Raw genomic sequence first — 24,085 nt, 5'->3', positions numbered from 1 at the left:
GCAACCAGCTCTCTAATTCTCGAACGACGCTAAGGAACTTTGTAATGGCCGGTAGTAGCTTTTTTGCACTCTTGGACGACATCGCTACGTTGCTGGATGACATTTCGCTCATGAGCAAAGTGGCGGCCAAGAAGTCGGCAAGCGTTCTCAGTGATGACTTGGCGGTGAACGCGGAGCAAGTCACTGGGATGAAAGCTGACCGTGAGCTTCCCGTGGTGTGGGCAGTATTCAAAGGTTCGCTTAAAAACAAAGCGATCCTCGTGCCATGCGCGTTGATACTCAACGCCCTATTGCCTGCCGCTGTTGGGTGGCTACTGATGGCGGGGGGAGCGTACCTATGCTACGAAGGGTTTGAGGCTATCAAGGACAAGCTGAGCCGCACTGATGTTGCGGACAAAGGAGCTCCCAAGAAGGTTAAGCCCAAATCGCCTGACGAGCTCGCGGCCTATGAGAAACGGAAAATTTCTGGCGCTGTCCGCACCGATTTTATCTTGAGCGCAGAGATTATCGTGATAACACTAAATATTGTGGCTGAGGCTCCAATGTTCCAACAGATCGCCACGCTTGTACTCATCGCCGTGATCATGACCGTTGGCGTGTATGGGTTGGTCGCAGGCATCGTGCGAATGGATGATGCGGGTTTAATTCTTGTTGATTCTTCCTCCACAGGCACGTGGGGCACCTTCGTTCGTGCACTAGGCCGAGGACTCCTCGCAGCAGCACCGCTACTGATGAAAACCTTGTCATGGGTGGGCACGATAGCCATGTTCTTGGTAGGAGGTGCTTTTGTCGCAGACGGGGTCGAGCCTCTAAAACATTATGTCGAGGCGCTAGTCAGTGGCAGTGGGTTTTGGGAGTCCGCTGCCACTTTGGGGCTTCACTGTGCGATAGGGGTCGTTGTCGGAATGGCTGCCGCTTTGGTAGTAAATGGTGTGACCACACTCCGAGGTAAGCTGGCCAAGTAAGGGATGCGACTTACACCTTACATAATGCCGCCGGCCTCTGGAGCCTAGAGAGCCTGCTCTTCTTCTACCTCAGCCTGGAAAACCTCAATCAGCTTCTGATTGTAATCGTCGAGATAGCTCTGCAGTCCTTCCCGATCAACGAGCCTCACACCTGCTGAGGTGGCGAGCTCTTTGGCCGACTTGGTGTAGTACGAATTGGTGACCACCATCGCTTCGTCGCAACCATAGAAGGCCTTTGCCGAGATCGCCTGCTGCACTGCAGCGTTCCCCACAGATCCCGTGTAGTTCTTCGCCTGGATGACCATGTTTTTACCGAACCGACTCACAAACAGATCAGCACCTTGGTCGGCGGTCTTCTTGGTTTCTTTTACGTCGAAACCAATGGTTTGGAAGATCTCGACCAGGAACGCCTCGAACTGAAAACCGTCCATCGCGTCCACGAGGTACATGGTGATAAACCGATTCGGATTGAAGTGCTCAAGCTGGCTACCGAGACGTTCAACCAATATGTCGAAGTAGATGGCCTCGCACAGGCTGAGCCCGCTGCGAAATGCTGGCAGGGTCATCAGTGCAGCGCCTGCCGACGCGTTCGCCTGGGGATTGAATTGCATGCCTGGATAGGAAATATCGTTCTCCCACAGGTAGTAGTAGAAGAGGGCCAGGTCTGAGCGAAATGTCGTTCCTGCCTCGTCGATCCACGACCGGAGGGTTTCATTGAGGTCGGCCCTGATGTGTCGGCTGAGCTCTCTTGAGAAGCCTGCATAAGTCGAGTTGAATGCGGTTGTCAGCAGCAGCTTATCCAGCAGCGATGGCAAGCCCTCAAGCTCATCAAAGCCTTTACGGATCAGCACTTCTCGAAACAGCTCACGCTCTGTGTACGCACCATCCATCCTCGGGCCAGGCACGCCGACATCTGTAGCTCCAGACGTGGCTTCTCGGGTCGTATGGATAAAGTTTGTGAAGTACGGTTGCTTGAGCTGCGCGTATTTCCTCAGCACGTTGTTGAGCAGGTCATTCAGCTGAGCCTGCTCCTTTTTCTTGCCCAAAAAGTCCTTGATGAGTCCTTTGGACTGGTACTGGAAGTCGGGGTAGAAGGATGGGTCAAGAGGCGTCAGATGCTGAGCTCGCAGTTCTGACGAGGGGGACAACTGGGAGCTGTTGCACCACGGGCAGGCGGTTTCAAATGTGGTTCTGTTGCATCCGTTGCATTGATAAATCATGGGAGTCCGTTCTGAGCAGAGTGCGATATGAAAACGAAGGGAAGGGCAGTCCTGATGAGCTATCGCCAGCCCGTGAACAGCCCGATGCCTAGATCGTGCGATGCTGAAAGATAGCTCAGTGCTATGCCGGCGTCCACGCTGCCTTTTCGCGATGCTCACTCATCGAGAAACCCCTTCTCGACGAATCTTTGATGGTGCATCTCGCAAATCGCGATGGCCGATTTGTATGATTCCAGTTGATCAGCCCCATTGTCGTGCGGGTAGTCTTCAGGACGCATTTCCCTGAGCTGCAGAAGCTCATCCCGGTTGGCTTCGGCCTGGCGAACCCATCTAGCTTGGATGGTCTCAGCAAGCTCTTCAAAGCCATCGGACGTTCGACCATGTTCCCAGAACCACTGCTTCATATCCTGGTACATCTGAAAGTGTCGGCTGTCGAATCCCCCTCGATGGTTATCAATTTCGAACGAGTACCTAGAAGCATCGTATTGATGGAGGATGAACTGTTGGAGCAGATAGGCGGTGCCGTACTTGCCTTCGAGTAGGGTCTCGCGATGGGTAACGTACGGTGACTCGGTCATTTCGTCGTCCTGTCTGAAGTCAAAGAACTCAGTCTAGCTAGCCTCCGGCCAAACACATCAACAAGCGATTCACTCGGTCACGAAGTAGCATCGCGCGGCATTTTGACGTGTCGCATCAAGCAAGGCCTAGGCGCACGCTCCTACCGGGACAGTCAAAAAACTTGCCGTACGGTTCATGATTTCAAGCGGCTTCTGCAACTGCGCGCCGGCTTGGGCGCCAAAGTTGTTACGGGTATCGCGGGCCGCCCCGGCGAAGGCACAGCCGAGAGGGCACGATCCTCGGTCTACCGCTTGAGGACGGAATTGCGGCTCCACATCAGATTGCTATTAGCATAACTTCGGGTGCGAGTCGGTGAGATAGGTGCTCGATCCTTCCACGCGCGGATTGCGCCCGGTGCCCTGATTGTCCGAGCCCGCAGAGTGAGGTATTCAGGAGGGCTCAAGAGCGCTCTCAACCTTCAGTTGCAGTGTTAAAACTGCCCCAGTGCGGAAGCGCGGCTTGGCTTCCATTGTCCTAGGGGACGGATCAAAACTGCAAAGGCAACCTCCCTTGGGTGTGCCAGACGCCCCGAAGCTCATCAACGCTGATGTATAGCCTTGTCAACGACAACCCAGCATTTAGCACCGTTATAGTCATCGCCGCCTTCTGCGATAAATACGTTACCCGCTTCGTCAATCGCGTGCACGCCTGGTCGCTCATGTCCTGCGTCCCGCAGGGAGTCCTTCCAAGCGTACGCCTCGCCATCCCAAAACAGTACAACGCCGCCCAGGCATTCTTTGTGACGCTCTTTCCATTGGGTGGCGATCGTAAGTAGCTCCTCAAACGATGGATTCATAAGCTGCATTTTCTCCGTTGCTGACTCCGGCTGCACAACTCTAGTAGCTAAAGTCCTCCAGCGGCCTGGCATATCAGAGTCTGCCGATGGAGGTCGATTCCTCCAGATGTAGAGTAGCTATCTGACGGAGCTTGGCATCGCTTGTAAATTCCAGGCACATCCAGCAGTGCTTTTGCAGGAAGGTTCAGAGCGCTATCTCCTCCAGCTGTGGTGCGACATGGGTTCTCCAATGTGCGAGTAGTGGCAGGCAAGCAAGGTAGTACATCAACCAGCATGCGTAGATACTCGAATGATGGTAGCAGTTGCCAGAGGCCAACTTTCCATGCGCCAGTTCGTGGCGCAGGCATGGCCCGCCCTTGAAATTGAAGAGGAGATCAATGGTGTAGATCAGATCCACACCAAAAACCGACTCCAGCTCATCGCGTCGATTCTTCAACAGCCCACTGATCGACCTGTCTTCTTGCAGCATCTCTTCATCGAGTTTCGACGTATCGAAACCTGAGTCGCTAAGCACGTGGCGCAGAGAGTTTTCCAGCTGAGGGAATAGCAGGTGACACGCAGACATCATGTCGCCTTGGAGAAAGCGCGCGAGCCCCAAGGCATAGATGTGTTCAAAACCTGGGCAAACAAAATGGCTGGCCGTGGTGATCACCATCAGATGGCGATCGTCGACAGCGAAATTTGTCAGCAATGTCTGAGCAGCAGGTTTAATTCGGCTTTCGACTGCCATTTGGTAGTGGATATCCAGAGGGATCAGGCTTTCATGCGCATACCACTCGGGCGGAGGCGTCTCGTTTAGGTTAACGACAGGCGCTTGGTTGACCACGCGACCTAAGACATCCGTGTATATACGCCCACTGAACAGGTCGGACAGGAACGAATCGCTGCGATCTTTGATGATGTCTGTATGCAACGCCATTTTCTGCGGCACACTGCAAACATGGGCAAGCCTGTAAAAGAAGTTTGGAAGCGTCAGGTTGCGGAAGATATCGATGGTTCCCTGGCGCTCTTCGCTCAGATCCATGGGTGTTAGAAATGATGAAAACTCATGAGCGGCCTGTGCTTGCTGCTCCAGCAGATCGGCCTTCAGGGTTTCCAGCTCTTTTTGCATTCCCGGGATTGACCGAAGCTCCCGGATGGCATCCCGCGTCCAGCTCGCTTTGGCCAGGAAGCTGTTCACTCCTTCTCCCATTTTAAGGGTCTGTCCTATCGACTTGAGCTTGCAGCGTTTGAAGCCCTCTTGATCTTTGGACAGCTGGTGGGCCTGCGCGGCTAGATCCCATAGCACTTTGACCGCCATCGCATAGTCATTTGCTTCTGAGTTGTTTGCCGACCTCTCCGCGTCCTGTGCCACCCGCGTCCATTCAATAAGGCTGAAGGCCTGCCCTAGGCGAGCAAGTCGATCGAACGACGAGTAGCATTGCAGCTCATCCGCTTGGGCGTACAAGCGCTTCCATAAGGCCACAGCAATTTCAGGTGGAGTTCTCCGCTTTCCGGTGCTGGAGATAATATGAAAAACGCGGTGGAGCAGATCTACGATTTTGGAAGACAAGCCGGAGGGCGGCTCGTAGCTGAACGAGAGCTTATCGTCGAGATAAAACTCGATTGCCTGGCAATACGCCTCGATGGATAAGCTGGCGCATTTGTGGAGGCTCTTGTGGTTGTACCACGCTATATCAGCAACCCGCGCTCGTATGAGTGGATGATCGATATTCTCCGCAATAGCGGCGAGCACGTGGCTTTGCTCACCGGCGATGTCTGCGGGAACAGGAGTGCGCATTCCGTCCCTGGTCAACCTCGGCCCGAAAGCATCCTGGCGATCAACGGAAAAATGGTATGAGCACACCACCATCAGCACTCGATAAGCCCGATACGCTCCACGCTGATCTTCGGCAAGGGCCTGCTTGGATAGAACACTGAACTGGGTGTCGAGCGAGTAAAATTCGAGCGTATCGATGGTTTCCAGCAGGTGGGTGATTTTCGTTTGCTGAAAGTCCTCGATCGACGCCCGTTCCAATTCAAAGCGATTAGGCGCGCTGTCGCCAGCTGCGTCAGGCTCTGCAGCTGTCTCTTGCAATTGTGGGTCGTTGATTCCGGGGTCAGCTTGATGAGTCGTACTTGGTTGGTCTGTGGCCTTCACTCTTATTTACTCCTACCTTATGTGCCTCAGACACACGGCTCTGCTATGACGAAAGGCGGGGCAGGTTTGAGCAATCCCTGACCGAACTGAGGATTGGTAATATACGGATTACCTAGGTGGGGATAGGTGATACAGGCACAGCGGATCATTCATTGACGCGCGTCCAGAGCTTATTGACGGTCTGCTTGCTGATCCCCAAAGTTTCAGCGGTCATTTTCTGAGACATCCCTTGGGCTTTGCACTTGAGGACGTTCTCCAGCCTTTGCGAGTCCATCTGCCTACCGGGGAGCCGCGCGACCAGCTCACCGTCTTTGACCTGATTGGCGATCTCGTCCAGCCCACCGTCGGCCTCGAATTTTTCCAGTTCGGTGCGCGCTTGGCGCAGAAGGCTGTCGGTCGTTGCTCCCTTACTAGTCGCCACGGCGAGAGTCAAAAATGTAAGGGGACTGATCCCGAAGGTCTCGCTTATGAGCTCAAGCTTCTCGACGGTAATACCTGATTTTCCGTGTTCCAATCTTGCAAGGTAGGTGTGGCTGCTGGCCTCGGCGAGGCTCTCCCGGGTTCGCTTTTCTTTACTGCGAAGCGTGCGAAGTACTGCGCCGATCGCGAGCCTAAGGTTCATGGAGCTTCCCCAAAGCCAACGATAAAGCCATGTTGCCTAGTCCCCTTCCACTGTATATAGTTGCTTCTAGGGGACTGGCATTGTGGATCGGCCTGCCATGGCACAGGCGCGCGTTCCTTTCCAATAGGTGGAGCAAACGCGAAAACCTTGTGTGGGTAGTGTGCGGAGCGTCTTTGCGGTCAGTTCAATATACCGATAAACCGATCATTGGTGGCTGTCCCTGCTCTGATCACCAAGCGTTGCTCAGCGCCACAAAAAGCTATGCAGCACACCCGTGAGTTGTCATGAAAATTCTGGTTTTATCTGATTTGCACAATGAGTTCGCACCGTTTCCGAAACCCAACGACGTGGTCGACCTGGTTGTGCTCGCTGGAGACATTGATCTGCAGGCCCGAGGTGTGCTCTGGGCGAATGAGACGTTCACTTGTCCGGTCATCTATTGCTGCGGTAATCACGAGCTTTACCGAGGCCACCTTGATCGCACCTTGAGCAAGATGAAGGCTGCAGCAGCGCCTCATGTTCATGTGTTGGAGAACGAATCGTGGGTTCATGGCAATGTCAGGTTTTTGGTCGGTACGGCGTGGACGGATTTCACGTCTACGGGCGATGTGGTCGCAGCATCGATGACGTGCGCGAGTGTAATGAACGACTTCAAAATGATCAGGGCGGATAGCAATTATCGCCGCCTTCGCCCTGCTGACGTCATCGCAAAAAATCGGGCGACTCGTGAGTTTTTTTACCGTGAGCTCAGCATTCCTTTCGAGGGGACAACGATCGTAGTGAGTCATCACTGCCCGATACCAGAAGCCGCCGGCGATGAGCATGATGGTCATGTCAGCGCGGCCTATTTCAATCGCTGGCATTCCTTGGTGGAAAAAGCCAACGTGTGGATTTTCGGCCATACGCATCGATCCATCGATGCCATGTTTGGCGAATGTCGGGTGATTTCAAATCAAAGGGGGTATCCCGACGAAGAAACGGGTTTCGACCCGCACAAGATTGTGGAGATCACTTCATGACCAATAAGCAGATTATCCGCTTGGCTCAGCCTCCGGCGGTTCCTCCGTTGGTGTTAGTGGCCAGTAACATTGACTGGGGTGTCAGCGTAGACGCATACCTTTGTAGCGCAGCGCGAATAGGCAATCGGTACGCTGCCGAGGCGTTCCTAGACCGCTCAGGCGTCATCAACGATGGCATGACGGTTGCCACCCCGCCTGTTACCGTTTTGATGCATAAGAACGGATTCATGCTGGTGCGCAGTCAATGCCTCAAGGATCACTACGTGATAGTCACAGAGCATTCCTAGAGGCTGATTCAATGGCATCAAATGAGCGTGTGCCGATTGAGGTATCAGACGCCTCCCTGATCAATTTTGGCCGTGCGATTACGGCTTTTCTGCACCAGCCTGAAATTGAGGGATTTAGCCTGGTCGGCAGAGTTTATTTTGACAATAAGGATAGGTTTCGAAATGGTCGCTTGATACGAACGTCCGATGTCTTGGAGTTTGTCGAGATAGCCGATCACCTTGTGGCAATAACTCTCACAGGCAGTGCGTACGTACTGATTGCGCCGGCGTGCAACCTACTGACGCTGCCTGGAGAATGACCATGGAGCTATTACCGTTCTTTGAAATGATCTCTCTAGAAGGTCACTCCATGGCAGGCGCTTCTTCATTAGCCGCCTCGACGATCGAGAAAAAGCTCCAGGTTTCAGGTAAGCCTTGGTGCGCGGTTTCAGGCTGGATACTGTTTGATGTAGTCAGCGCAGATGGAGTTGTGCCGCTTCCAAAGCCGATGCTTCCAATGATCATGTATGCCCATCACGTCAAGATAGATAGCAGCCATCGGCTTCGCAGTGGGGACAGCGTCATGTCTGGGTTCGCAGTGTCCTACAACCAGGATGGAGTATTCGAAACCGCCGGTACCATTTACATACTCATGGGCCGAGGTTTCAGGAAGGCGGCGGACGCTACCGTGGTGAGCGCGGCCCAGTTGCGCTTTGGTGGTCTCACGCAAACTTCCTGAGGTCTGGTTTCTGAGTGGCCCGATCTCCTGCCTCGAAACAAGGTGACGGATGATGAGATACAAGGCCGTGCTTCTGGATGCTTTCGGGACGATTTTGCAAATCAATCCTGGCAAACATCCGTACAGACAGCTTTTGAAAGAGGGGCTTAAGAACGGACGTCGTTCGAGCCCCGACGATGTAAAAAACTTGATGAGGTTTAACGGTGGGTTGTCCGAAGCGGCTGATCACTTGGGCATCAGCGTTCATCCTTCTCGGTTGGCTGAAATCGAGAAAATTCTTGAGGATGAAGTCAGCTCCATCGAGGCATTCCCTGATGCCCTAGAGGCCGTCGCATTGCTGCAGGAGCGCAGTCGCCTGGTTGCAGTCTGCAGCAACCTTGCGTACCCATACGGTCGCGCTGTCAAAACGTTATTTCCGACCATGGATGCATTCGGGTTTAGCTATGAAATTGGCCTGGTTAAACCAGACCCACGGATGTATCAGGCAACCTGCGAAATGATCGGCGTCGAATCCGACAATGGATTTGGTGAGAACAGAGTCATCATGGTGGGTGATTCGCTGCGCTGCGATTGTCACGGCCCGCGCGAGGTAGGTATCACCGGAATACATCTCGACAGATCGAAGGATGAGGGCATCAATGATTTGATGGTTTTTGCCGGGCATGTGCTTTGCGAATCGTAGCAGCGTTGGACACATTCAGGTTTAGGAGCCACTTGGCGCTCTGACTTATCCGGAATGCCGCCACTGAAGAGGTCAGAGACCGTGACTAGTGAAAGCGTGTACTGCGATATTCAGATGACTATCGAAGAAGCTGTCGAGATGCTCGAAGTCCTTCGAGCCTTGCGCGAGGCTGGTGGCTATCCGGCGCTTGAAGACAAATTTCGCGACATGCAGACCCAGCTCACCGACTCCATCAGCTACGCAGCGTCAGACAGAATCGGATTGCTACAATCCAAGCCCAAACATTAGCACCATGGAATCGCGGAGCTACTTGCGGGAGCAGACTAGCAAGGTGAGTTGCGGGGACGCTTACTGCCTGCCTGCAAATCCGCGTGGTAGGAAGATCGAACCGACGGGCCGGATGCCACATTCTGAAATCCCATCTTTCTACCGATTAGGGCAAACCTGGAGAACTGATCCGGATGCACAAAACGCTGAGCAGGGAGGTGGTTTCGTGACGGTCGAAGGTATTGGCCTAACGTTAGCATATCGACGTTATGCTCTCTTGGGCGGTGCATAACTTCGATGACCTCATCATCCGTCTCACCTAATCCCAACATTAGCCCTGATTTGGTGGGGACGTGAGGGACACGCATTTTGAATCCCTCCAGGTCTAGAGACCACTCGAAGTCAGAGCCTGGTGCTTACGCCATTCAATCGCCCGATGCGACGGAATAAGGGCTATTACCTGGTCAGGCCTAGAAGCCTCTCAAGCCATCGTTACGCGCAACAGTTTAGGGAATGGATTTTGAAAGCTGAGGTAGAGCAGCGAAGTCGAGTGAAAGGAGCAAGTTACTGCCCAGTCGACTGCCCCTGGCTTCACGCTGCTGAAAGGTAAGATGCAGAGGTAAGGGCGGAGTCTGGAAACGTTGTTTGCTCTCAGCGTTTTGGCACCCACGGTGTCGTTGCCATCACTCAACGAATTGGATGTATTTTTGCTTCAAACGCAATGGTGGCAGCGGGCATGTCCGCAGTTTTTTTCAACCGGAGTTGATTCAGCATCCACTCTTCGGCCTCGTGGCACCCCTGCTGTGTAATTGCATTCACTTGACCACCCGTTTGCATTCGACTTGACCAGTCGTTTGCATCCGACTTGACCAGTGCACATGATGCGTACGTGAACCTTGGACAGGGTGCGTAGGTGTATTAGCTTCATGTCCCCAATCCAGGACAGGATTATGATTGGTTAACTACCTTTTTTACGTTTTCGGCAGAAACCGTTGTCCTAATCCAGAAAGGCAGGCTGTTCTGGGTGCTCGGCTCAGTTTCACTACACGTCGTGGGTTCGCTGGCAATGACGGCTGCCGGGCTTCTGTCCTATCAAATATTCGACACGCGCTGAGGAGATGAACATGAAAGGTTTCCTGGTGACTTTCTTTACCCAACAGAATCGTCGCTATCAGGGAAAGATGCTCGGCGACTGGATCGTTGATTTGGCGAAAGAAATGGGACTGCGAGGTGCGACCCTATCCACAGATATTGAAGGCTTTGGGCATACCGGTCGGCTGCATTCCTCGCATTTTTTTGAAATGGCGGATCAGCCTACCGAAATTCGTATGGCCATCACCGAGGACGAATCGGAAAAGTTGTTCAAGCGATTGGAGCTTGAGGATATCTCGTTGTTTTACATAAAGACCCCAATTGAGATGGGCTTCGTCGGAAAAGATGCCACCTAGTTTGGCCTGCTTTCATAAGCTGTGACTTGACGACGCCTTCCCGTAACACGATTTTACATTTTGGACAGGGCTAGCTAAGATCGGCGCATTGGAGATGGCATTCCTCCATTAACCAACCGCTGCGCCCGTAGCAGCTGATGATGCCTACAGAAACCTGATCAAACCAGGTCTGTAGGCGTTCGCGCTCAGAATCCCTTTTTGGTCAGGCCTACTTACTTTTTGTGGCTGGCCAAATGTCTAAATTTCGACGACCTGAACAACTCGACTTACTGCCCTATATTGCGAAATGGCTTGCGCTTGCTGGTCTTGTAGCTCTTTTGGCAGGCTCTGCCTCTGCGTTATTCCTTCTTTCTTTGGATCATGCCACCCAATGGCGAGAAGCCCATCCCTGGGTGCTCTGGCTCCTGCCAGTTGCTGGCTTCGCCGTGGGACTTGCGTATCACTTGATAGGCAAACCCGTTGATGCCGGAAACAACCTGATCATCGATGAGATCCATGATCCTAAGAAGATCGTGCCTGTGCGCATTGTGCCGATGGTGCTAATCGGAACCGTGGTTTCCCACCTCTTCGGTGCATCTGTGGGACGTGAGGGAACGGCGGTGCAGATGGGCGGGGCTCTTGCTGATCAACTGACGCATGTCTTTCGGCTACGCCGCGAAGATCGCCGGGTGATTCTCATGGCCGGTATCAGTGCTGGCTTTGCGTCCGTCTTCGGCACCCCTCTTGCCGGGGCTTTGTTCGGACTTGAAGTGTTGGCCATCGGACGAATGCGTTACGACGCTCTTTTCCCTTGCGTGGTTGCGGCAATCGTTGCTGACCAAGTGGGGCAAGCCTGGGGAGTGGTTCATACGCATTACGTCATTGGCGAAGTGGTTCCCGTGCAGCTCTGGAGCGTCATGGCTGTGGTAGCTGCAGGGATTATCTTCGGCCTCACTGGCCTTCTATTCGCGACGGCCACCCATAAGCTCGGGGCTTTCGTTAAACGACTTATCTCCTATTCGCCATTACGCCCCTTCGCCGGAGGCCTGCTGATCGCAGTCGCCGTGTGGGCGCTCAGTGGTAACCATTATATCGACGTCGATAAATACATCGGACTGGGCATTCCGAGCATCGTCCAATCCTTTCACATGCCAATGGATCCTTGGGACTGGCTTGGAAAGATGTTGTTCACCGTTGTCTCCCTGGGGACTGGATTCAAGGGCGGCGAAGTCACTCCGCTGTTTTACATTGGAGCCACCTTGGGGAACGCGCTAGCGCCCCTATTACATCTCCCCTTCGGCATGCTGGCTGGTATCGGTTTTGTCGCCGTCTTCGCTGGCGCAGCTAATACGCCACTGGCAACCATTGTCATGGCCATGGAGCTCTTCGGCCCTGAAATTGCTCCGCTTGCAGCCATTGCCTGTATCTCAAGTTACCTCGTATCCGGGCATACCGGGATCTATCACGCCCAGCGCGTGGGTCACAGCAAACATCACCGTCCTCTGCCGGAGGAAATCCGGCTCTCAGATATCAAGCAATTTCATGCTCAAAGTGAATCTGCCAGCGAGCGGAAAGTGGCTCCTATCAGGGAAGAGAAATGACCGGACATCGCCAAGATCGCCTGACAGTTTTGCAGCTCTATGTCACTGGCGCTAGCCGGGCTCGAGTTACAAATTTCTGGCACCACCTGAGTGTGCCCGGGCTTGCCCAACACCTTCTTAAAGTCGCCCAAAAAGATAAGATTGAGCAGATGATGCTCAAGCTGATTCTGCAGGCTATTTACCGGGCCAAGCATTTCCCATCATTACCCGGAGCTCGGTGATATGCGTCATCACGATGAAACGCTGCGCACCTTTGCGCAACCACGCTGACGAGTTGCGCAAGGTGCGAGCTCCCGCGCTATGACTCGCTCAGATTCAGCATTTTTTGAAAACTGCAAGGGATTGGAGCGAGGTAAATGGTTGAAGATGGGGCGTTGGGGGAACGCAGATGAGGTGCGGGAAGAGATTCGTAAATCGGTAGCGGCGTACAACCTGCAGAGGGAGGCTTCCAAGTAGTGTTACTCAATCAGAAGAGCGCAGATCAGGAAATTTCTCTGAAGGAAAGAAAAGACTTTTTGCTGCTGCCGAAAATTGCTGAATTGACGCGCTGGGTAACGGCCCAGTCAACGGGCGAAAGAACATTACCGTATTTCGATCCGCTGGATGGCGGCGTCTTCGCAAGGGTATTGATTTTGTTGGAATCGCCCGCTCGAACGATCAGTCTTCCACGGTACGTCTCAAGAGACAATGCGGGGCCTGCACAACGCAACCTCAAAGGTTTCATTGAGCAGGTTGGACTGGCACGTCACGAAACCGTCCTTTGGAATTTGTACCCTTGGCTACCAGATCTCGAAAAGCCCAAGGGTGCGCTCCGCAGAGCGCAAATCGACGAAGGTATCGAGATGCTGATCACGCTACTGACGCTTTTTCCTGATCTCGTCACTATCGTATTTGCCGGACGTGTTGCCCAGAAAGCCATACCGCGTGTTCGGCTCGCCTTCCCTGACTTTTCATTGCTGAAAATGCCACACCCCAGTCCCCTTTCTGTTTGCACTCACCCGAATGTTAGGCAGCGCATTTTGTCCACATTGCATCACGCCAAACAGTCGATCGAGTAGCCAAAGGCTCAGGTTTTGCCCGCCTTGTTCAGTGAGGCAATACACGGCGAGACGAACAAGTTGCCGCGATAGGCACCCGCCAGGGTTTTGGCCGCGACGATCATCCACATGACGGTGAGCATCAACACCAGTGCCACGCCAAAGAAGCTAAAGAACGTGAGGTGCAGCATAGAGCCCAATTTGAGGGTTGTTACGGCGTACACTCCCAGCGGAAAGGTGAAGCCCCACCAGCCGAGGTTGAAGGGGATGCCCTCCCTGAAGTAGCGCCCGGTAATTAGCAGCGCCAATACCATCCACCACAATCCCAGCCCCCAGAACAGCACACCACCGATCAAGCCAATGCCCTCGGCTACGACGCCGATGCTTGCCATTCCATGAGCAGCAAAGATCGCTGGAGCATCGTTGCCCAGCACCAACATCCCCAAAGCTCCGGTACCGATCGGCCCTAAAGACAGCCAGCTCGATGCTGCCATGCTTTCATGAGGTAGTTTGTGCAGCGCCATGCGCAGTAACAGGATCACCAGGATGCTCAAGGCGACGGGCACCGAGTAGGCCCACAGCACGTAGCTGGTGATGAGCATGGTGAACTGTGCGCTAGCGTCAGCGAGGTGCGGAGCCAATAGACCGCCACTCGCGGCAGCCACCTCAGCCGCAACTACTGGCAGCAACCATACCGCTGTCATCTGATCGATGCTGTGCTGCTGACGGGTAAACATCATGTAAGGGATCAGCACCCCGCAGGCCAATGCCATGGCGACATCGATCCACCACAACACTTCCGCTAAAGCGACTACCCCATCCCCCCAGCGTGGCAAACCATAAAGGAGAAAACCGTTGATGATGGTCGCCAATCCCATGGGGATGGTTCCAAAAAACATCGATACAGTGGAGTGGCCGAAGATCTGTTTGGCCTCATCGAAGAACAACACCCATCGGCTCGCGTACATCAGCGTAAACAGGCAAAACAGCACGATATTAAAAAACCACAAAGCTTCCCCTAACGCTTTGGGCCACTGCGCAGCAAAAGGCAGTTGGCCCAGAGCCAGAGCCAGAATCCCGGTGCCCATCGTGGCGGCGAACCAGTTGGGTGTGAACTGCCGGATCGCTTCTCGTGGATTGGACAAGGCCGCCAGGGGATGGCTGCCGCCCATGATAGCTGCGAGTCGTGTATCACTCATTTTCGCGCTCCCGCTTCAGTGTGCCTTCAATATGACATGGTTGAAGTATAGCTTGATGGGGATAGCGGTAAAAACGGATAGTATAGGTTTACATTACCTATTAAGAAGGTAGATTTCTTGAAGCTAAGCCTACGTCAGCTACAAATTTTCTGCGCCGTCGCGCAGCACGGTAGCACCACCAGCGCAGCCATTTCGGTGTCACTGTCCCAATCTGCAACCAGCGCCGCACTGAACGAGTTGGAAAGTGCCTTGGATACCAGGCTGTTCGACCGTGTCGGCAAGCGTTTAGTGCTGAACGATAACGGCTATGCCTTACTGCCTCAAGCCAGAAGGATGCTTGAGAATGCACAACAGATAGAGGCCAGTTTCTTACCAGGCCATGCCGGGCTGAAAACACGCTTGCGGGTAGGATGCAGTACCACGATAGGCAATTATGTTCTGCCATTGATTCTCGGTGAGCTGCGTCGATCAGCATCACATTTGAGGGTCGATGTCGACATGGCCAATAGCATGGCGGTCGCAAGACGAGTCGCCGATTTCGAGATTGATATGGGCCTGATCGAGGGGCCTTGCCACCTCCCCGAACTCAGTGCCGAGCCTTGGCTTGTTGATGAGCTGCTTATTGTCGCAGGCCAACGGCACCCCTTGGCAATAAAGCAGCAGGTCACACTTGACGACCTTCGTACTGCTGAATGGCTACTGCGCGAGCCAGGTTCTGGTACCCGCGAAGAAGTCGAACAACTGCTGCTGCGTCATCTGCACGATCTCGCCGAAACGCGCCAGATCGGCAGTTCAGAGGCCATCAAGCATACCCTCGCACAAGGCATCGGCATCAGTTGCCTGTCCCGCTGGGTCGTTCGGGATCTACTGGCCTCTGAAGCCCTGGTTCAACTGCCGCACTCCCTGCCTGCACTGACACGACGGTTTTTTCTGATCCGCCACCGGGACAAATACATCTCGCCTGGGCTTGAGCGATTCTGGGAACATTGCAGTCAATTCGTGAGCCAGAGGTAGCCAGACCTATTTATAAAACAGGTAAGAGCTACCAAAACAAGTTGTTTCCGGAATTTATCAAAGACGCATAAGGTCAACTCATTGCCCTGCAGCGATGAACGAGTTGTCTTTGCCAAGGCGCGACTGGATGCCTTGCTTACCCTTATGAGGAAACTCTGATGAATGTGATAAAGAAAACCGTCACAGCCCTGACGTTGGGTGTTGCGTTGGCCACAACGATGAGCGCGTGGGCCGCGGAAGATCGCTGGACGTTTGACGGCGATATTCACAACAACTCGCTGGCCGTCAGCCCTGATGAAACGACGGCGGTGGTCTCTTACAGTCAGCGTCCAGATGTAGTGGTTTATGATTTGAAAACCGGTAAGGTTCGCCAGGTTCTCACCGGCTACGTCACGCCGCGAAATATTGTGTTTTCGCCAACTGGCGATGTGTTCTACCTCTCCGACAGCAGTTTGGGGGTCGTGCGCAAGATTGACACCAAGACTTTGAAAGTGATCGCAGATATTCCGTTGGGCGCAGGTGCTTTTGGTACCACACTTAGCAAGGACGGAAGCCTGCTCTACGTCAACAATGAAGCGGCCAGCACGCTGTCGGTCATTGACCTTGATCACCAGCGGCCAGTAGCTGTGGTACCTGGCTTCTCCCAACCGCGCCAAGGTATCCGGGTAAGCCCTGACGGCAAAACCGTCTATGTCACCAACTTTCTTGGGGACAAGATTACCTTGGTCGACAGCAAGACCAATACCATCGAAGGTGAGATCACTGGCTTCAACAAGCTGCGCGCCATCTCCCTATCGGCGGACGGCAATACGCTGTACGCGGCTAACAGCGGCAGTAACAGCATCGCCGTTGTCGACACTCAAAAACGCGCCATCACAACCACCGTCATGGTGGGCAAAGACCCCTACGGCGCAGCCCTGACTCCAGACGGGCTGCACGTCTACTCGGGTAACCTCGGTGACAACAGCCTTTCAGTGATCGACACCAAAACCCTGAAAGTGACGACCACTGTGACCGGTTTGAAGGCACCCCGCCAGGCCATTGTCTTCACCAAAGACAAGTCGAAGGCTTATGTCCTCAACGAGGACTTGAGTATCTCCACAGTCGATCTCGCCAGCAACAAGGTGGTGTCGACGCTCAAGGCCGACTGATTGAACAGCGCAGGCCTTCATGGGGGCCTGCTGATACTCCACGACCAAGTGAATAATAATGAGTGAAAGTGATGAGTTCTGGATGATGAATCGCCGTCGCTCATTGAGCTGAGCTAGTGATGCTTGACCGTGAGCGTCGCTTTGCTCAATTGAGGAAGGCACAGGGTCGGGGGGGGGGAGCCCAGTATTCCAGCAAAAAAATGATATCGGGACGTTTTTTCTATGGAATCGAATTAACCTGTTTGTGGCTCGTCTACTGTCTGATCGCCTGCTGTTTCAAATAGCAGGTGGGTCTTCTAAAAATTAAAAATGACCAAAGGAAATACATATGTTCAAAAAAATGATTCTCACCGTCGCTGTTGCCGCCTGCTGCATGTCGGGTTTGGCGGTCGCCGATGCGCCAGTCAAGCTGGCTGAAACGGACAAGGGAAAAGTACTCGTAGACGCGAAAGGAATGACTCTTTATACCTTCGGCAAGGACACCTCGGGCAAGTCGGTCTGCAATGGGCCATGCGCTGCAAACTGGCCACCTTTACCGGTATCCGCAGACGCGAAAGCGGGTCATGATTACTCTGTCGTCACTCGAGACGATGGCACAAAACAATGGGCATACAAAGGCATGCCACTTTACAGCTGGGTCAAAGATACCAAGCCAGGGGATACAACCGGTGACGGCGTCAATCAGGTCTGGCACGTTGCCAAGCCGTAACATCACATAATTAACTGGCTGGCTTGCGCCACTGGCTTTGTCAGTGGCGCAAGCCAGAAAAGTACACACCTGATATTTTCGCCAACATACAGCCGCCGCGCCTCATAAAGCTTTGATGGATCATGTCAAAGAAAAATGGGGCCGAGGCACCGTACACCCTGGACGTATTCCCGTAACGCCACACTGGGGTATGAAGCATCCAGATACTAAGCCCCATCTACACAGCCCATCTGGATCACCTCTGGACTGTTAAACTTCAATAGGGGCTAGCAGCGGGACTGGGATTTATTACGGTTTCAACCCACAGATCTGATTAGGGTAGGATGATACAAGGAACATAGCAAAAAGTTTAATTCCGCTAGGGACAAATTACTTAAAAAAGCTGATTGCGTTGTATTTTCCCATCTGTTTGCATTCAACTTGACCACTTGCATTCGTATTGCCCACCTGGGCAAGCGTCAGATGCTCTTACGACCGTTTTCGATTTTTGATCCTTCGCATTGATTCGCCTTTCAGTTCGATGATGTGGGACTTGTGAACGATACGGTCAAGAATTGCATCGGCAATCGTGGAGTCAGAGAACAGGTCTTACCATTTTTCTTTAACAAAGACGAGCGTAACTACGAAAATCGATGCTGCGATGAGCATGGGTATGTTCCAGGTCAGGAGGTCAGCAGCAGGAGGCTTGGCGCACGGGTCTGTCTTCCATGGAGGCCAGCCGTCCTTGATGATCGTTAACCCAGCACTGGTGTGCCTGCATAGTGACGTTCAGAACATCCAGTGCCCACTGTTCAAGCTCGGGGTGCAGGCGGTAGTAAACCCACTGACCTTGCCTTCGATCCGCGAGTAACCCGCAGGCACGCAGTTGGGCCAAGTGCCGCGAAACCTTCGACTGGTTATCGTCCAGTGCCCAGATCAACTCGCACACGCAAAGCTCACCTTCAGCCGAAAGCATGAGCATGATCCGGGCGCGGGTTTCGTCTCCAAGGCATTTGAAGAATGTGTGTGGTGCGAGGCTCATAAGCAATTGCCCTTTATATGTGGATAACCGAATATACAAATGTAAACACAATCAGTCTGCTTGTACAAACGCCTCGTGACAGAAATTTACGATCCGGGGATCAATGCTCACAGGTAGTCCACGGGGCAACGACACGGAGGGATTAGCCTCAGCACGCAAGCGGAGGTTTGATGTTCGAATGAATGCTCGCTGAACGCGATTTTGGATTCAGTACGCCAAGCGTAATGACAGGCTAGCTGGTCAGGTCGAATGCAATTGAGTGGTCAGTGCGAATGCAATCAACTGGTCAGCAGCTATGGAATTGGGTGGTCAGATACTAGGTAATTTTCCACCTGCATCATTGCATCGAATTCCGCATGCGTAAGAGGGAGTGGCACGTTCGCGCAAGTCTTCGAATCAGCTTTGGCGTTCGAGGATGTCCCCCTGAATTTTACGGTCATTTAGCTGCCCTGTATTCGCTCAATGTTTGGCCACCTTCGGTTGCCAATACCGAGGCTATGCGTCTAGCCGCCAGTATCCTTTGTCCACCGCCGCATTGGATCTCAGCGGCCACTCACGACGGCATTCACGATTTGAGACCGCTTGCACCAGTCCGTGACCTTGGAAACGTAAGACCTGCTTAGTCCTTAACAACGCGTCACAAACGGCTATGCACCCTAAGTATCGATGCACTGATACTATCTGGCCACTAAAGGCGGTATCCATCCATCTCCATAGGGTTAGCGCAATGACCGAAGCGGCAGGGAAGTACACCGAGGTCTACCAAAGCTGGCATCAGCATCTCTTCAATTTCAATCAGGCTGTCCGAGAAACCAATACCTTGGGCCTGCGCAAACCACAGCTCGCGGCGCTATACGCCTCGCTGGGGCATCTTGTGATGTCACCTAATACGACCGCTACAGTGGTAATGCCAACGGGTACTGGAAAAACGGACACCATGCTTGCGCTGCTGATCGCGGGCAGGTTGCCCAGGACGTTGGTGCTAGTCCCGTCTGATGCTTTACGTTCGCAGCTCGTGAAGAAATGCGATCTCAAAAAGCTTCGTGAAATCGGCGCCGTTTCTGAGACAGCGCTCAACCCTGTCGTCATGGCCGTCAGTTCAGGAATGTCGGTCGAAGAGGTACAGCAGCTCGCAGGCGCGAATGTCATTGTGGCGACGCCGCAAGCGCTGCAGCGCTTCGTCCCAGATGCGCTTCAGGCCCTCGCCGATCTCTGCAGCCACCTGATGATTGACGAAGCCCACCACGTAGCCGCCATGACATGGGGAAGGGTCAAGACGGCGTTTAAACAGAAACCCCGCCTGCAATTCACCGCCACGCCGTTCCGAGAAGACAACCAGGCGCTGGAAGGGACGATCATCTACAACTACCCGTTGAAGGATGCGCAGACGGACGGGTACTTCAAGGCCATCGAATTTCACCCTGTGCGAGAGTACAACCTGGAAATTGCTGACCAAGCGGTTGCGGACAAGGCGGTAGAATTACTGAGAAGCGATCAGGCTCAGGGTTTCAAGCACCTTTTGATGGTACGGGCGCGATCCCAAAAGCGCGCTGAAATGCTGTTCGAGCTGTACAAAAAGCATGACGATCTATCGCCTGTCCTCATCCACAGCAAGGTGAAGAATCGGGCAAATCTGATGGGCGATATTGTCGCAAAGAAACATCAGATTATTGTCTGCGTGGATATGCTGGGTGAAGGTTTTGACCTCCCGGAATTGAAGATTGCGGCCATTCATGACCAGCATCGAAGTCCAGCTGTTACGCTTCAGTTCATCGGTCGGCTTACCCGCGTCGACCCGACTCTGGGGGATGCGAAATTCGTTTCGAACATTGCGAATCAGAAGACGGATTATCAAATGGCCGCGCTGTACAAGGAGAGCGCTGACTGGAGTGCAGTGATTCGAGATGTCAGTAATGACAAGATCAGCCGCGAGATCGAAAAGGAGGAGTTCAGCGATCAGTTTTCAAACGATCCCGATTCCGAAGAAATCTTGGGCCTTAATCCAAACCCAAAAATCAGTGCGGTCGCCTACCATGTTGACCGTGATAAATGGCGGCCTGATGCCGCCGAGCATTTCTCTCAGAAGAGGGAGCAGCTGCAGTATCTCTCGATCAACGATGAGCAAGACACCGTCATCATGGTCACCCGCCGTGAGACGCCAGTGGGATGGGCGAACACTTCTGCTATTTCAGATACCAACTGGCTTCTTTATCTTGCTTACTACCACGCGCGGGACAAAACCCTGTTCATCCACTCATCGGGGGACGAGACGCAGACAGCACGGTTTCTCGGACTGATTGCCAAAGACTCCCGGCGAATCAGCGGCGAGCCGACATTCCGGACTTTGCACGACATCAAGCTGATGAAGCTTCAGAACGTGGGGCTGTCCAGGGCTCGTAAGGATCTGAGATTCACCATGCACGTCGGTCGAGACATCAATGCTGTCATCAACGAGATTCAGAACGGCACGGCGAAGAAGTCCAACATTTTTGCCACGGGATTCGAAGGTGGGCAGCGCACCACCGTAGGCTGCTCTCACAAGGGAAAGATATGGGAGATGAATTCGGAGTCCATTACGTACTGGATCGAGTGGTGCAAGCGCGCGTCCCTCAAGCTGAACGACGCCACGATCAAGTCCTCTGATGTGCTTAAAGATGTCATGCGTTCGGATAAGATTGAAGATGCCTGGCCGATGGGGCTTTTCTACGCCGATTGGCCAGAATCTATTGCGATCGAAAATGAGCAAAAAATTTCGCTGGTTTCCAATGGTGAGGTTTTCAATCTACTCGACGTTCGCCTGGATAAGCCGCAGCGCACCGATGACCTCACGTTGAGCGTGTCTGTCTTTGCCGCAGTCCCAGACGGTGAGCGGCAGCTTCCGGACATTACCATTCGGCTACTGCACGATGGCTACAAGGTCAGTTGCCCTGGCGTGAAAATCACCTTCGCCGATGAGCGCTTGTTAGAGGACTATCTCGATGCTAACCCTCTCGTGCTGCTCGCCGTAGATGGTTCGATGGTGGAGGGTAACTATCGCGCGTATAGCCCCAACAGCTTGGATCTCAAGCTGCCTGGGGATTTGATCGAACCTTGGAACTGGGGAGCGACTCCGCTCCACATCGAGTCCATGAGGGCGGCGCGTGACCTCGACACGGTGCAGGGTTTTACCTTCAGTCAAATTCAGAACGACTATTCCTTCATTTTTAACGATGACGGCAATGGTGAAATCGCAGACCTGGTGGCCATCCGGGAAACCAAAGACGCTATCCTGGTCGACCTCTATCACTGCAAGTACTGCCCGGCTAAGAAGGGGCAGGCGGCAAAACCTCGTGCCCAGGTGGAGGATGTTTATGAGGTGTGCGGTCAGGCGTCACGATCAGTCAAATGGCTATACACCCACGAAAAATTCTTTGATCGGTTGATGTACCGATATCAACAATCGTTACCCAAAGGGTTCGATAGAATTTTGAAGGGTGACCCCAAGGACTTGGAGCTGCTGCGCAACAAGTGCCATGACCACGAGATGGTCTTCAAATTCGTGATCGTACAGCCTGCTATCTCGGCAGCGAAAATTTCGGCTGATCAGCTAGCGGTGCTTGGCACCAGCTACTCATACATCAAGAGCGTATCGGCGGCAGATGTGAAGGTTGTCACCAGCCCGTAATCTGCACACAAAATGCTTGGGATCGGCCTGGTCGCTAGGCCGTACCTAACAGTGCAATTACGATTCAGGAGGGGAGGCGCTCTCAAGTGAGCCCCCCGCTGAGATTTGGATATTTGGAACCATTGATCCAGCGGCTCGCGTCTGCCGGTCGGAGCTTTGGCAAGCATGGCGCGACGCGAACACCTGTATGTCCTATTCGAGGCATCTCGGCTTTAAGTGTTTGTAAACTGTAAGGCGCAGTACGGTGGTGATGAAGTCGAGGCTTGGGTTACACATTGATTGGCTGAGCTGTCGTGTAAAGCCGCTAAAATGCAGCTTTTTGTTGAGGGAGGGGGAAGGCGTGCCAGCGCTCAGCAATTTCCTGGAGGCAGTCGCCGGGCCTTTTCGTTGGGAAGCCGAGTGACCCTCCAAGCCCGACCTCTTGAGCCTGCCAGCGGACTCTCTCCTTAGCTTCTTGAATCGCTTTTCGCCAAATCGATGACCGTCTTACCGAAGTCATTACGCCTGCGGCTTTACCCGAAAATCTTTGCATATAGTCGGTCGATGTTAGATTGAATCTTGCTAATCTCGTCTGCCATGGAGTTTGAAGGAGTTAATTGGTTTTGAAATTTAAGATCTATCAGGGCATCTTGAGATTCGTCTAGTATCTCAACGTTTTTTCGCATCAGCACTTCTTCTGGATCCTTGGTTAGGAGACGATATTCTTCATGAAAATAGACATGAAGAGATGCAGGATGTTTGTGGCCAGTTTTCTGAGCTACGATGAAGCAGATATCATCCCGTAATGCAGCAGTCCAGGCGATTTGAAGATCAGGATGCTTCTCGAAACGCTCTATCAGCAAAATGTGAATTTCTCTAGTGACAAAACGATGGCGAAACATTGACAAGCATGCCCTGACGTCTCCGAGTCCAGCAGATATGCAGAGTCGGTCAAAGTCCTTTGTCATGCTAGACTTCTTGAGAGGTGAACCCTGCACGGTTAAGAGTAAGGAATCTGGTATCGACTTGATACTCCCTCGTTCAACGAGCGCCCTGAGAAAATCTTTACGCTGCGTGATATATCGATCAAAGTCCATTGCTGCTCGACTATTGACTCGAAATTTTCTGATGGGAGCCGGATACTCTCGCTTTTTCGTCGGTATGGAGATATATAGTTTAGTTAGGACTTCAAGGTTCAATGAAAGTGGAATATCTATGAGCTCCTCAGGCCGTAGTCCTGTGAGCTTCATCATCCGGATCATGAACATTCGACGTTCATATATATATGTATTTAGTATATGAAAAAAACTTGGATCGTGCTTGAGTTTTGTGAGTGCGCGGGCCGGAAGTTCTTGAATGTTGTGATGGCGGAAAATGGCGTCTTGAACTGATTGAATGGCTTTCTCTGTGATTACTCCTTTATCGTCAATTGGAGGGGCTGGTGAAACTAGGTCGCTATGATATATCTCTAAATGTCCAGTGTGAGGGTTTCTCTTGAAAGTAATAGTGATTTGAGGGCTGCAGCCTGACTCACCTATCAGCGGTTGAACACTCAGGAAGGAAAAGTTTTCCGAGATCCATAGCAAGAAATAGAGGCATCGCAATTGTATGGTTCGGATGTGAGTTCGGCCCCGCTTGGGCTCGCGTACGCCATCCACGAGTATTTGCTCTTGCAGCAGCGCATTAGTGAAGTCATAAAAAAGATCGTCAGTAAAATCCCATAACTCAACATTTATCAGGCTGCAATAACGTAAGAGATGTGAGATTAGGCTCGCGTACACCCTCGGCGTTTCTTTGGCGGTCGTCTTGGAACAGACCGAGTGGAGCCAGTGATTCGCAAGGTGGCACGGTCGCCCGTCCGGCCAGGTCGCAAGAACGAAATTGCTGTACTTTCGCGACCGTACTCTGTATTTGTTAAAATCGATCGGAGCCACACTTGCAGGCACCAA

Annotated in this window: 22 protein-coding genes, 4 pseudogenes and 1 riboswitch; of the genes and pseudogenes, 16 read left to right on the top strand and 10 right to left on the bottom strand. The window is 52.9% G+C overall.

Going from position 1 to position 24,085, the window contains the following annotated elements; translation table 11 throughout:
* Positions 1-44 precede the first annotated feature (44 nt).
* On the top strand, positions 45-965 hold the full coding sequence (locus HBH25_RS06540; protein ID WP_080480012.1) for a DUF808 domain-containing protein: 921 nt from the start codon (positions 45-47) through the stop codon (positions 963-965).
* A gap of 44 nt (positions 966-1,009) precedes the next feature.
* Here the strand turns inward: HBH25_RS06540 and HBH25_RS06535 are convergent, their stop codons facing one another.
* The 5 genes from HBH25_RS06535 to HBH25_RS06515 form a co-directional block, all read right to left on the bottom strand.
* Positions 1,010-2,185, bottom strand: coding sequence for a restriction endonuclease (locus tag HBH25_RS06535; RefSeq protein ID WP_080480013.1), 1,176 nt, complete (start codon positions 2,183-2,185; stop codon positions 1,010-1,012).
* Positions 2,186-2,340: 155 nt separating this feature from the next.
* Entirely contained in the window at positions 2,341-2,763 is a 423-nt protein-coding gene (locus HBH25_RS06530) for a hypothetical protein (protein ID WP_080480014.1), read from the bottom strand.
* Between the two features lie 578 nt (positions 2,764-3,341).
* Complete coding sequence (locus HBH25_RS06525) at positions 3,342-3,608, bottom strand: hypothetical protein (protein WP_003366500.1); 267 nt, start codon at positions 3,606-3,608, stop codon at positions 3,342-3,344.
* A 175-nt stretch (positions 3,609-3,783) separates the two neighbouring features.
* Positions 3,784-5,739 carry a DUF7380 domain-containing protein gene (locus HBH25_RS06520; RefSeq protein ID WP_080480015.1) on the bottom strand — a complete coding sequence of 652 codons (1,956 nt, stop codon included), beginning with the start codon at positions 5,737-5,739 and terminating at the stop codon, positions 3,784-3,786.
* 145 nt (positions 5,740-5,884) lie between these two features.
* Entirely contained in the window at positions 5,885-6,361 is a 477-nt protein-coding gene (locus HBH25_RS06515) for a helix-turn-helix domain-containing protein (RefSeq protein WP_003366505.1), read from the bottom strand.
* A 284-nt stretch (positions 6,362-6,645) separates the two neighbouring features.
* Between HBH25_RS06515 and HBH25_RS06510 the strand changes: the two genes are divergently transcribed.
* The 5 genes from HBH25_RS06510 to HBH25_RS06490 all read left to right on the top strand — a co-directional run bounded on the left by HBH25_RS06510 (position 6,646) and on the right by HBH25_RS06490 (position 9,355).
* Positions 6,646-7,380 carry a metallophosphoesterase gene (locus HBH25_RS06510; protein WP_168082727.1) on the top strand — a complete coding sequence of 245 codons (735 nt, stop codon included), beginning with the start codon at positions 6,646-6,648 and terminating at the stop codon, positions 7,378-7,380.
* Positions 7,377-7,667: a hypothetical protein gene (locus HBH25_RS06505; protein ID WP_003366508.1), complete on the top strand. Its 291-nt coding sequence runs from the start codon at positions 7,377-7,379 to the stop codon at positions 7,665-7,667. The genes HBH25_RS06510 and HBH25_RS06505 overlap by 4 nt, the downstream gene beginning before the upstream one ends.
* A gap of 301 nt (positions 7,668-7,968) precedes the next feature.
* Positions 7,969-8,385, top strand: a complete 417-nt coding sequence (locus tag HBH25_RS06500) for a DUF6957 family protein (protein WP_229631848.1) — start codon at positions 7,969-7,971, stop codon at positions 8,383-8,385.
* A 52-nt stretch (positions 8,386-8,437) separates the two neighbouring features.
* A complete protein-coding gene (locus HBH25_RS06495; RefSeq protein WP_042930435.1) occupies positions 8,438-9,067 on the top strand; it encodes an HAD family hydrolase in 630 nt (209 codons plus the stop codon).
* 114 nt (positions 9,068-9,181) lie between these two features.
* Positions 9,182-9,355 (top strand): hypothetical protein, encoded by a 174-nt coding sequence (locus HBH25_RS06490; RefSeq protein WP_229631847.1) that lies wholly within the window; start codon positions 9,182-9,184, stop codon positions 9,353-9,355.
* 35 nt (positions 9,356-9,390) lie between these two features.
* Here the strand turns inward: HBH25_RS06490 and HBH25_RS06485 are convergent.
* Positions 9,391-9,747: pseudogene (locus HBH25_RS06485) on the bottom strand (lipoyl synthase); the annotation flags it as partial.
* Between the two features lie 545 nt (positions 9,748-10,292).
* Between HBH25_RS06485 and HBH25_RS23250 the strand changes: the two are divergent.
* The 6 genes and pseudogenes from HBH25_RS23250 to HBH25_RS06460 all read left to right on the top strand — a co-directional run.
* Positions 10,293-10,448, top strand: a pseudogene (locus HBH25_RS23250) (CrcB family protein); the annotation flags it as partial.
* A 10-nt stretch (positions 10,449-10,458) separates the two neighbouring features.
* The gene (locus tag HBH25_RS06475) at positions 10,459-10,782 is read left to right on the top strand and encodes a DUF190 domain-containing protein (protein WP_003366518.1); all 324 of its coding nucleotides are present in this window, start codon (positions 10,459-10,461) and stop codon (positions 10,780-10,782) included.
* A gap of 81 nt (positions 10,783-10,863) precedes the next feature.
* Positions 10,864-10,936, top strand: a riboswitch (Fluoride riboswitch).
* 79 nt (positions 10,937-11,015) lie between these two features.
* Complete coding sequence (locus tag HBH25_RS06470; protein WP_042930421.1) at positions 11,016-12,362, top strand: voltage-gated chloride channel family protein; 1,347 nt, start codon at positions 11,016-11,018, stop codon at positions 12,360-12,362.
* Positions 12,359-12,583 carry a hypothetical protein gene (locus HBH25_RS06465; RefSeq protein ID WP_003366524.1) on the top strand — a complete coding sequence of 75 codons (225 nt, stop codon included), beginning with the start codon at positions 12,359-12,361 and terminating at the stop codon, positions 12,581-12,583. Before HBH25_RS06470 ends, HBH25_RS06465 begins: the two co-directional genes overlap by 4 nt.
* Before the next feature lie 83 nt (positions 12,584-12,666).
* A pseudogene (locus HBH25_RS23245) lies at positions 12,667-12,818 on the top strand (inorganic diphosphatase); the annotation flags it as partial.
* Positions 12,818-13,420, top strand: a complete 603-nt coding sequence (locus HBH25_RS06460) for a uracil-DNA glycosylase (RefSeq protein WP_003366527.1) — start codon at positions 12,818-12,820, stop codon at positions 13,418-13,420. The pseudogene HBH25_RS23245 and the gene HBH25_RS06460, both read left to right, overlap by 1 nt.
* Positions 13,421-13,428: 8 nt before the next feature.
* Here the strand turns inward: HBH25_RS06460 and HBH25_RS06455 are convergent, their stop codons facing one another.
* Complete coding sequence (locus HBH25_RS06455) at positions 13,429-14,598, bottom strand: TDT family transporter (protein ID WP_080480016.1); 1,170 nt, start codon at positions 14,596-14,598, stop codon at positions 13,429-13,431.
* A gap of 117 nt (positions 14,599-14,715) precedes the next feature.
* On the opposite strand from HBH25_RS06455, the gene HBH25_RS06450 reads away from it, so the two are divergent.
* The 3 genes from HBH25_RS06450 (at position 14,716) to HBH25_RS06440 (ending at position 17,472) form a co-directional block, all read left to right on the top strand.
* Entirely contained in the window at positions 14,716-15,612 is an 897-nt protein-coding gene (locus HBH25_RS06450) for a LysR family transcriptional regulator (RefSeq protein ID WP_168082725.1), read from the top strand.
* Between the two features lie 158 nt (positions 15,613-15,770).
* Positions 15,771-16,763: a beta-propeller fold lactonase family protein gene (locus tag HBH25_RS06445; RefSeq protein WP_080480017.1), complete on the top strand. Its 993-nt coding sequence runs from the start codon at positions 15,771-15,773 to the stop codon at positions 16,761-16,763.
* A gap of 328 nt (positions 16,764-17,091) precedes the next feature.
* Positions 17,092-17,472, top strand: coding sequence for a COG4315 family predicted lipoprotein (locus tag HBH25_RS06440; RefSeq protein ID WP_003366538.1), 381 nt, complete (start codon positions 17,092-17,094; stop codon positions 17,470-17,472).
* Between the two features lie 468 nt (positions 17,473-17,940).
* Here HBH25_RS06440 and HBH25_RS23240 read toward each other — a convergent pair.
* Both HBH25_RS23240 and HBH25_RS06435 read right to left on the bottom strand, forming a co-directional pair.
* Positions 17,941-18,081: pseudogene (locus tag HBH25_RS23240) on the bottom strand (ATP-binding protein); the annotation flags it as partial.
* Positions 18,082-18,142: 61 nt separating this feature from the next.
* Entirely contained in the window at positions 18,143-18,493 is a 351-nt protein-coding gene (locus HBH25_RS06435; RefSeq protein ID WP_003366540.1) for a metalloregulator ArsR/SmtB family transcription factor, read from the bottom strand.
* Between the two features lie 727 nt (positions 18,494-19,220).
* Between HBH25_RS06435 and HBH25_RS06430 the strand changes: the two genes are divergently transcribed.
* Entirely contained in the window at positions 19,221-22,157 is a 2,937-nt protein-coding gene (locus HBH25_RS06430; RefSeq protein ID WP_080480018.1) for a DEAD/DEAH box helicase, read from the top strand.
* Positions 22,158-22,669: 512 nt separating this feature from the next.
* Here the strand turns inward: HBH25_RS06430 and HBH25_RS23065 are convergent.
* Positions 22,670-23,794 carry a site-specific integrase gene (locus HBH25_RS23065; protein ID WP_141249913.1) on the bottom strand — a complete coding sequence of 375 codons (1,125 nt, stop codon included), beginning with the start codon at positions 23,792-23,794 and terminating at the stop codon, positions 22,670-22,672.
* Positions 23,795-24,085: the final 291 nt, after the last annotated feature.

This window comes from Pseudomonas quercus (genome assembly GCF_012033695.1).
Taxonomy (GTDB): Bacteria; Pseudomonadota; Gammaproteobacteria; order Pseudomonadales; family Pseudomonadaceae; genus Aquipseudomonas; species Aquipseudomonas quercus.
Note: the sequence above shows the minus strand (reverse complement) of the source record. Positions and strands in the feature narration are given on the sequence as shown.

Bases quoted from the DNA above. Each gene is read 5' to 3' on its own strand.
- HBH25_RS06515 (WP_003366505.1), bottom strand. From the start codon at position 6,361: ATGAACCTTAGGCTCGCGATCGGCGCAGTACTTCGCACGCTTCGCAGT.
- HBH25_RS06470 (WP_042930421.1), top strand. From the start codon at position 11,016: ATGTCTAAATTTCGACGACCTGAACAACTCGACTTACTGCCCTATATT.
- HBH25_RS06490 (WP_229631847.1), top strand. From the start codon at position 9,182: ATGACTATCGAAGAAGCTGTCGAGATGCTCGAAGTCCTTCGAGCCTTG.
- HBH25_RS06465 (WP_003366524.1), top strand. From the start codon at position 12,359: ATGACCGGACATCGCCAAGATCGCCTGACAGTTTTGCAGCTCTATGTC.
- HBH25_RS06530 (WP_080480014.1), bottom strand. From the start codon at position 2,763: ATGACCGAGTCACCGTACGTTACCCATCGCGAGACCCTACTCGAAGGC.
- HBH25_RS06435 (WP_003366540.1), bottom strand. From the start codon at position 18,493: ATGAGCCTCGCACCACACACATTCTTCAAATGCCTTGGAGACGAAACC.
- HBH25_RS06510 (WP_168082727.1), top strand. From the start codon at position 6,646: ATGAAAATTCTGGTTTTATCTGATTTGCACAATGAGTTCGCACCGTTT.
- HBH25_RS06535 (WP_080480013.1), bottom strand. From the start codon at position 2,185: ATGATTTATCAATGCAACGGATGCAACAGAACCACATTTGAAACCGCC.
- HBH25_RS06525 (WP_003366500.1), bottom strand. From the start codon at position 3,608: ATGCAGCTTATGAATCCATCGTTTGAGGAGCTACTTACGATCGCCACC.
- HBH25_RS06495 (WP_042930435.1), top strand. From the start codon at position 8,438: ATGAGATACAAGGCCGTGCTTCTGGATGCTTTCGGGACGATTTTGCAA.
- HBH25_RS06475 (WP_003366518.1), top strand. From the start codon at position 10,459: ATGAAAGGTTTCCTGGTGACTTTCTTTACCCAACAGAATCGTCGCTAT.
- HBH25_RS06500 (WP_229631848.1), top strand. From the start codon at position 7,969: ATGGAGCTATTACCGTTCTTTGAAATGATCTCTCTAGAAGGTCACTCC.
- HBH25_RS06440 (WP_003366538.1), top strand. From the start codon at position 17,092: ATGTTCAAAAAAATGATTCTCACCGTCGCTGTTGCCGCCTGCTGCATG.
- HBH25_RS06505 (WP_003366508.1), top strand. From the start codon at position 7,377: ATGACCAATAAGCAGATTATCCGCTTGGCTCAGCCTCCGGCGGTTCCT.
- HBH25_RS06430 (WP_080480018.1), top strand. From the start codon at position 19,221: ATGACCGAAGCGGCAGGGAAGTACACCGAGGTCTACCAAAGCTGGCAT.
- HBH25_RS06445 (WP_080480017.1), top strand. From the start codon at position 15,771: ATGAATGTGATAAAGAAAACCGTCACAGCCCTGACGTTGGGTGTTGCG.
- HBH25_RS06455 (WP_080480016.1), bottom strand. From the start codon at position 14,598: ATGAGTGATACACGACTCGCAGCTATCATGGGCGGCAGCCATCCCCTG.
- HBH25_RS06540 (WP_080480012.1), top strand. From the start codon at position 45: ATGGCCGGTAGTAGCTTTTTTGCACTCTTGGACGACATCGCTACGTTG.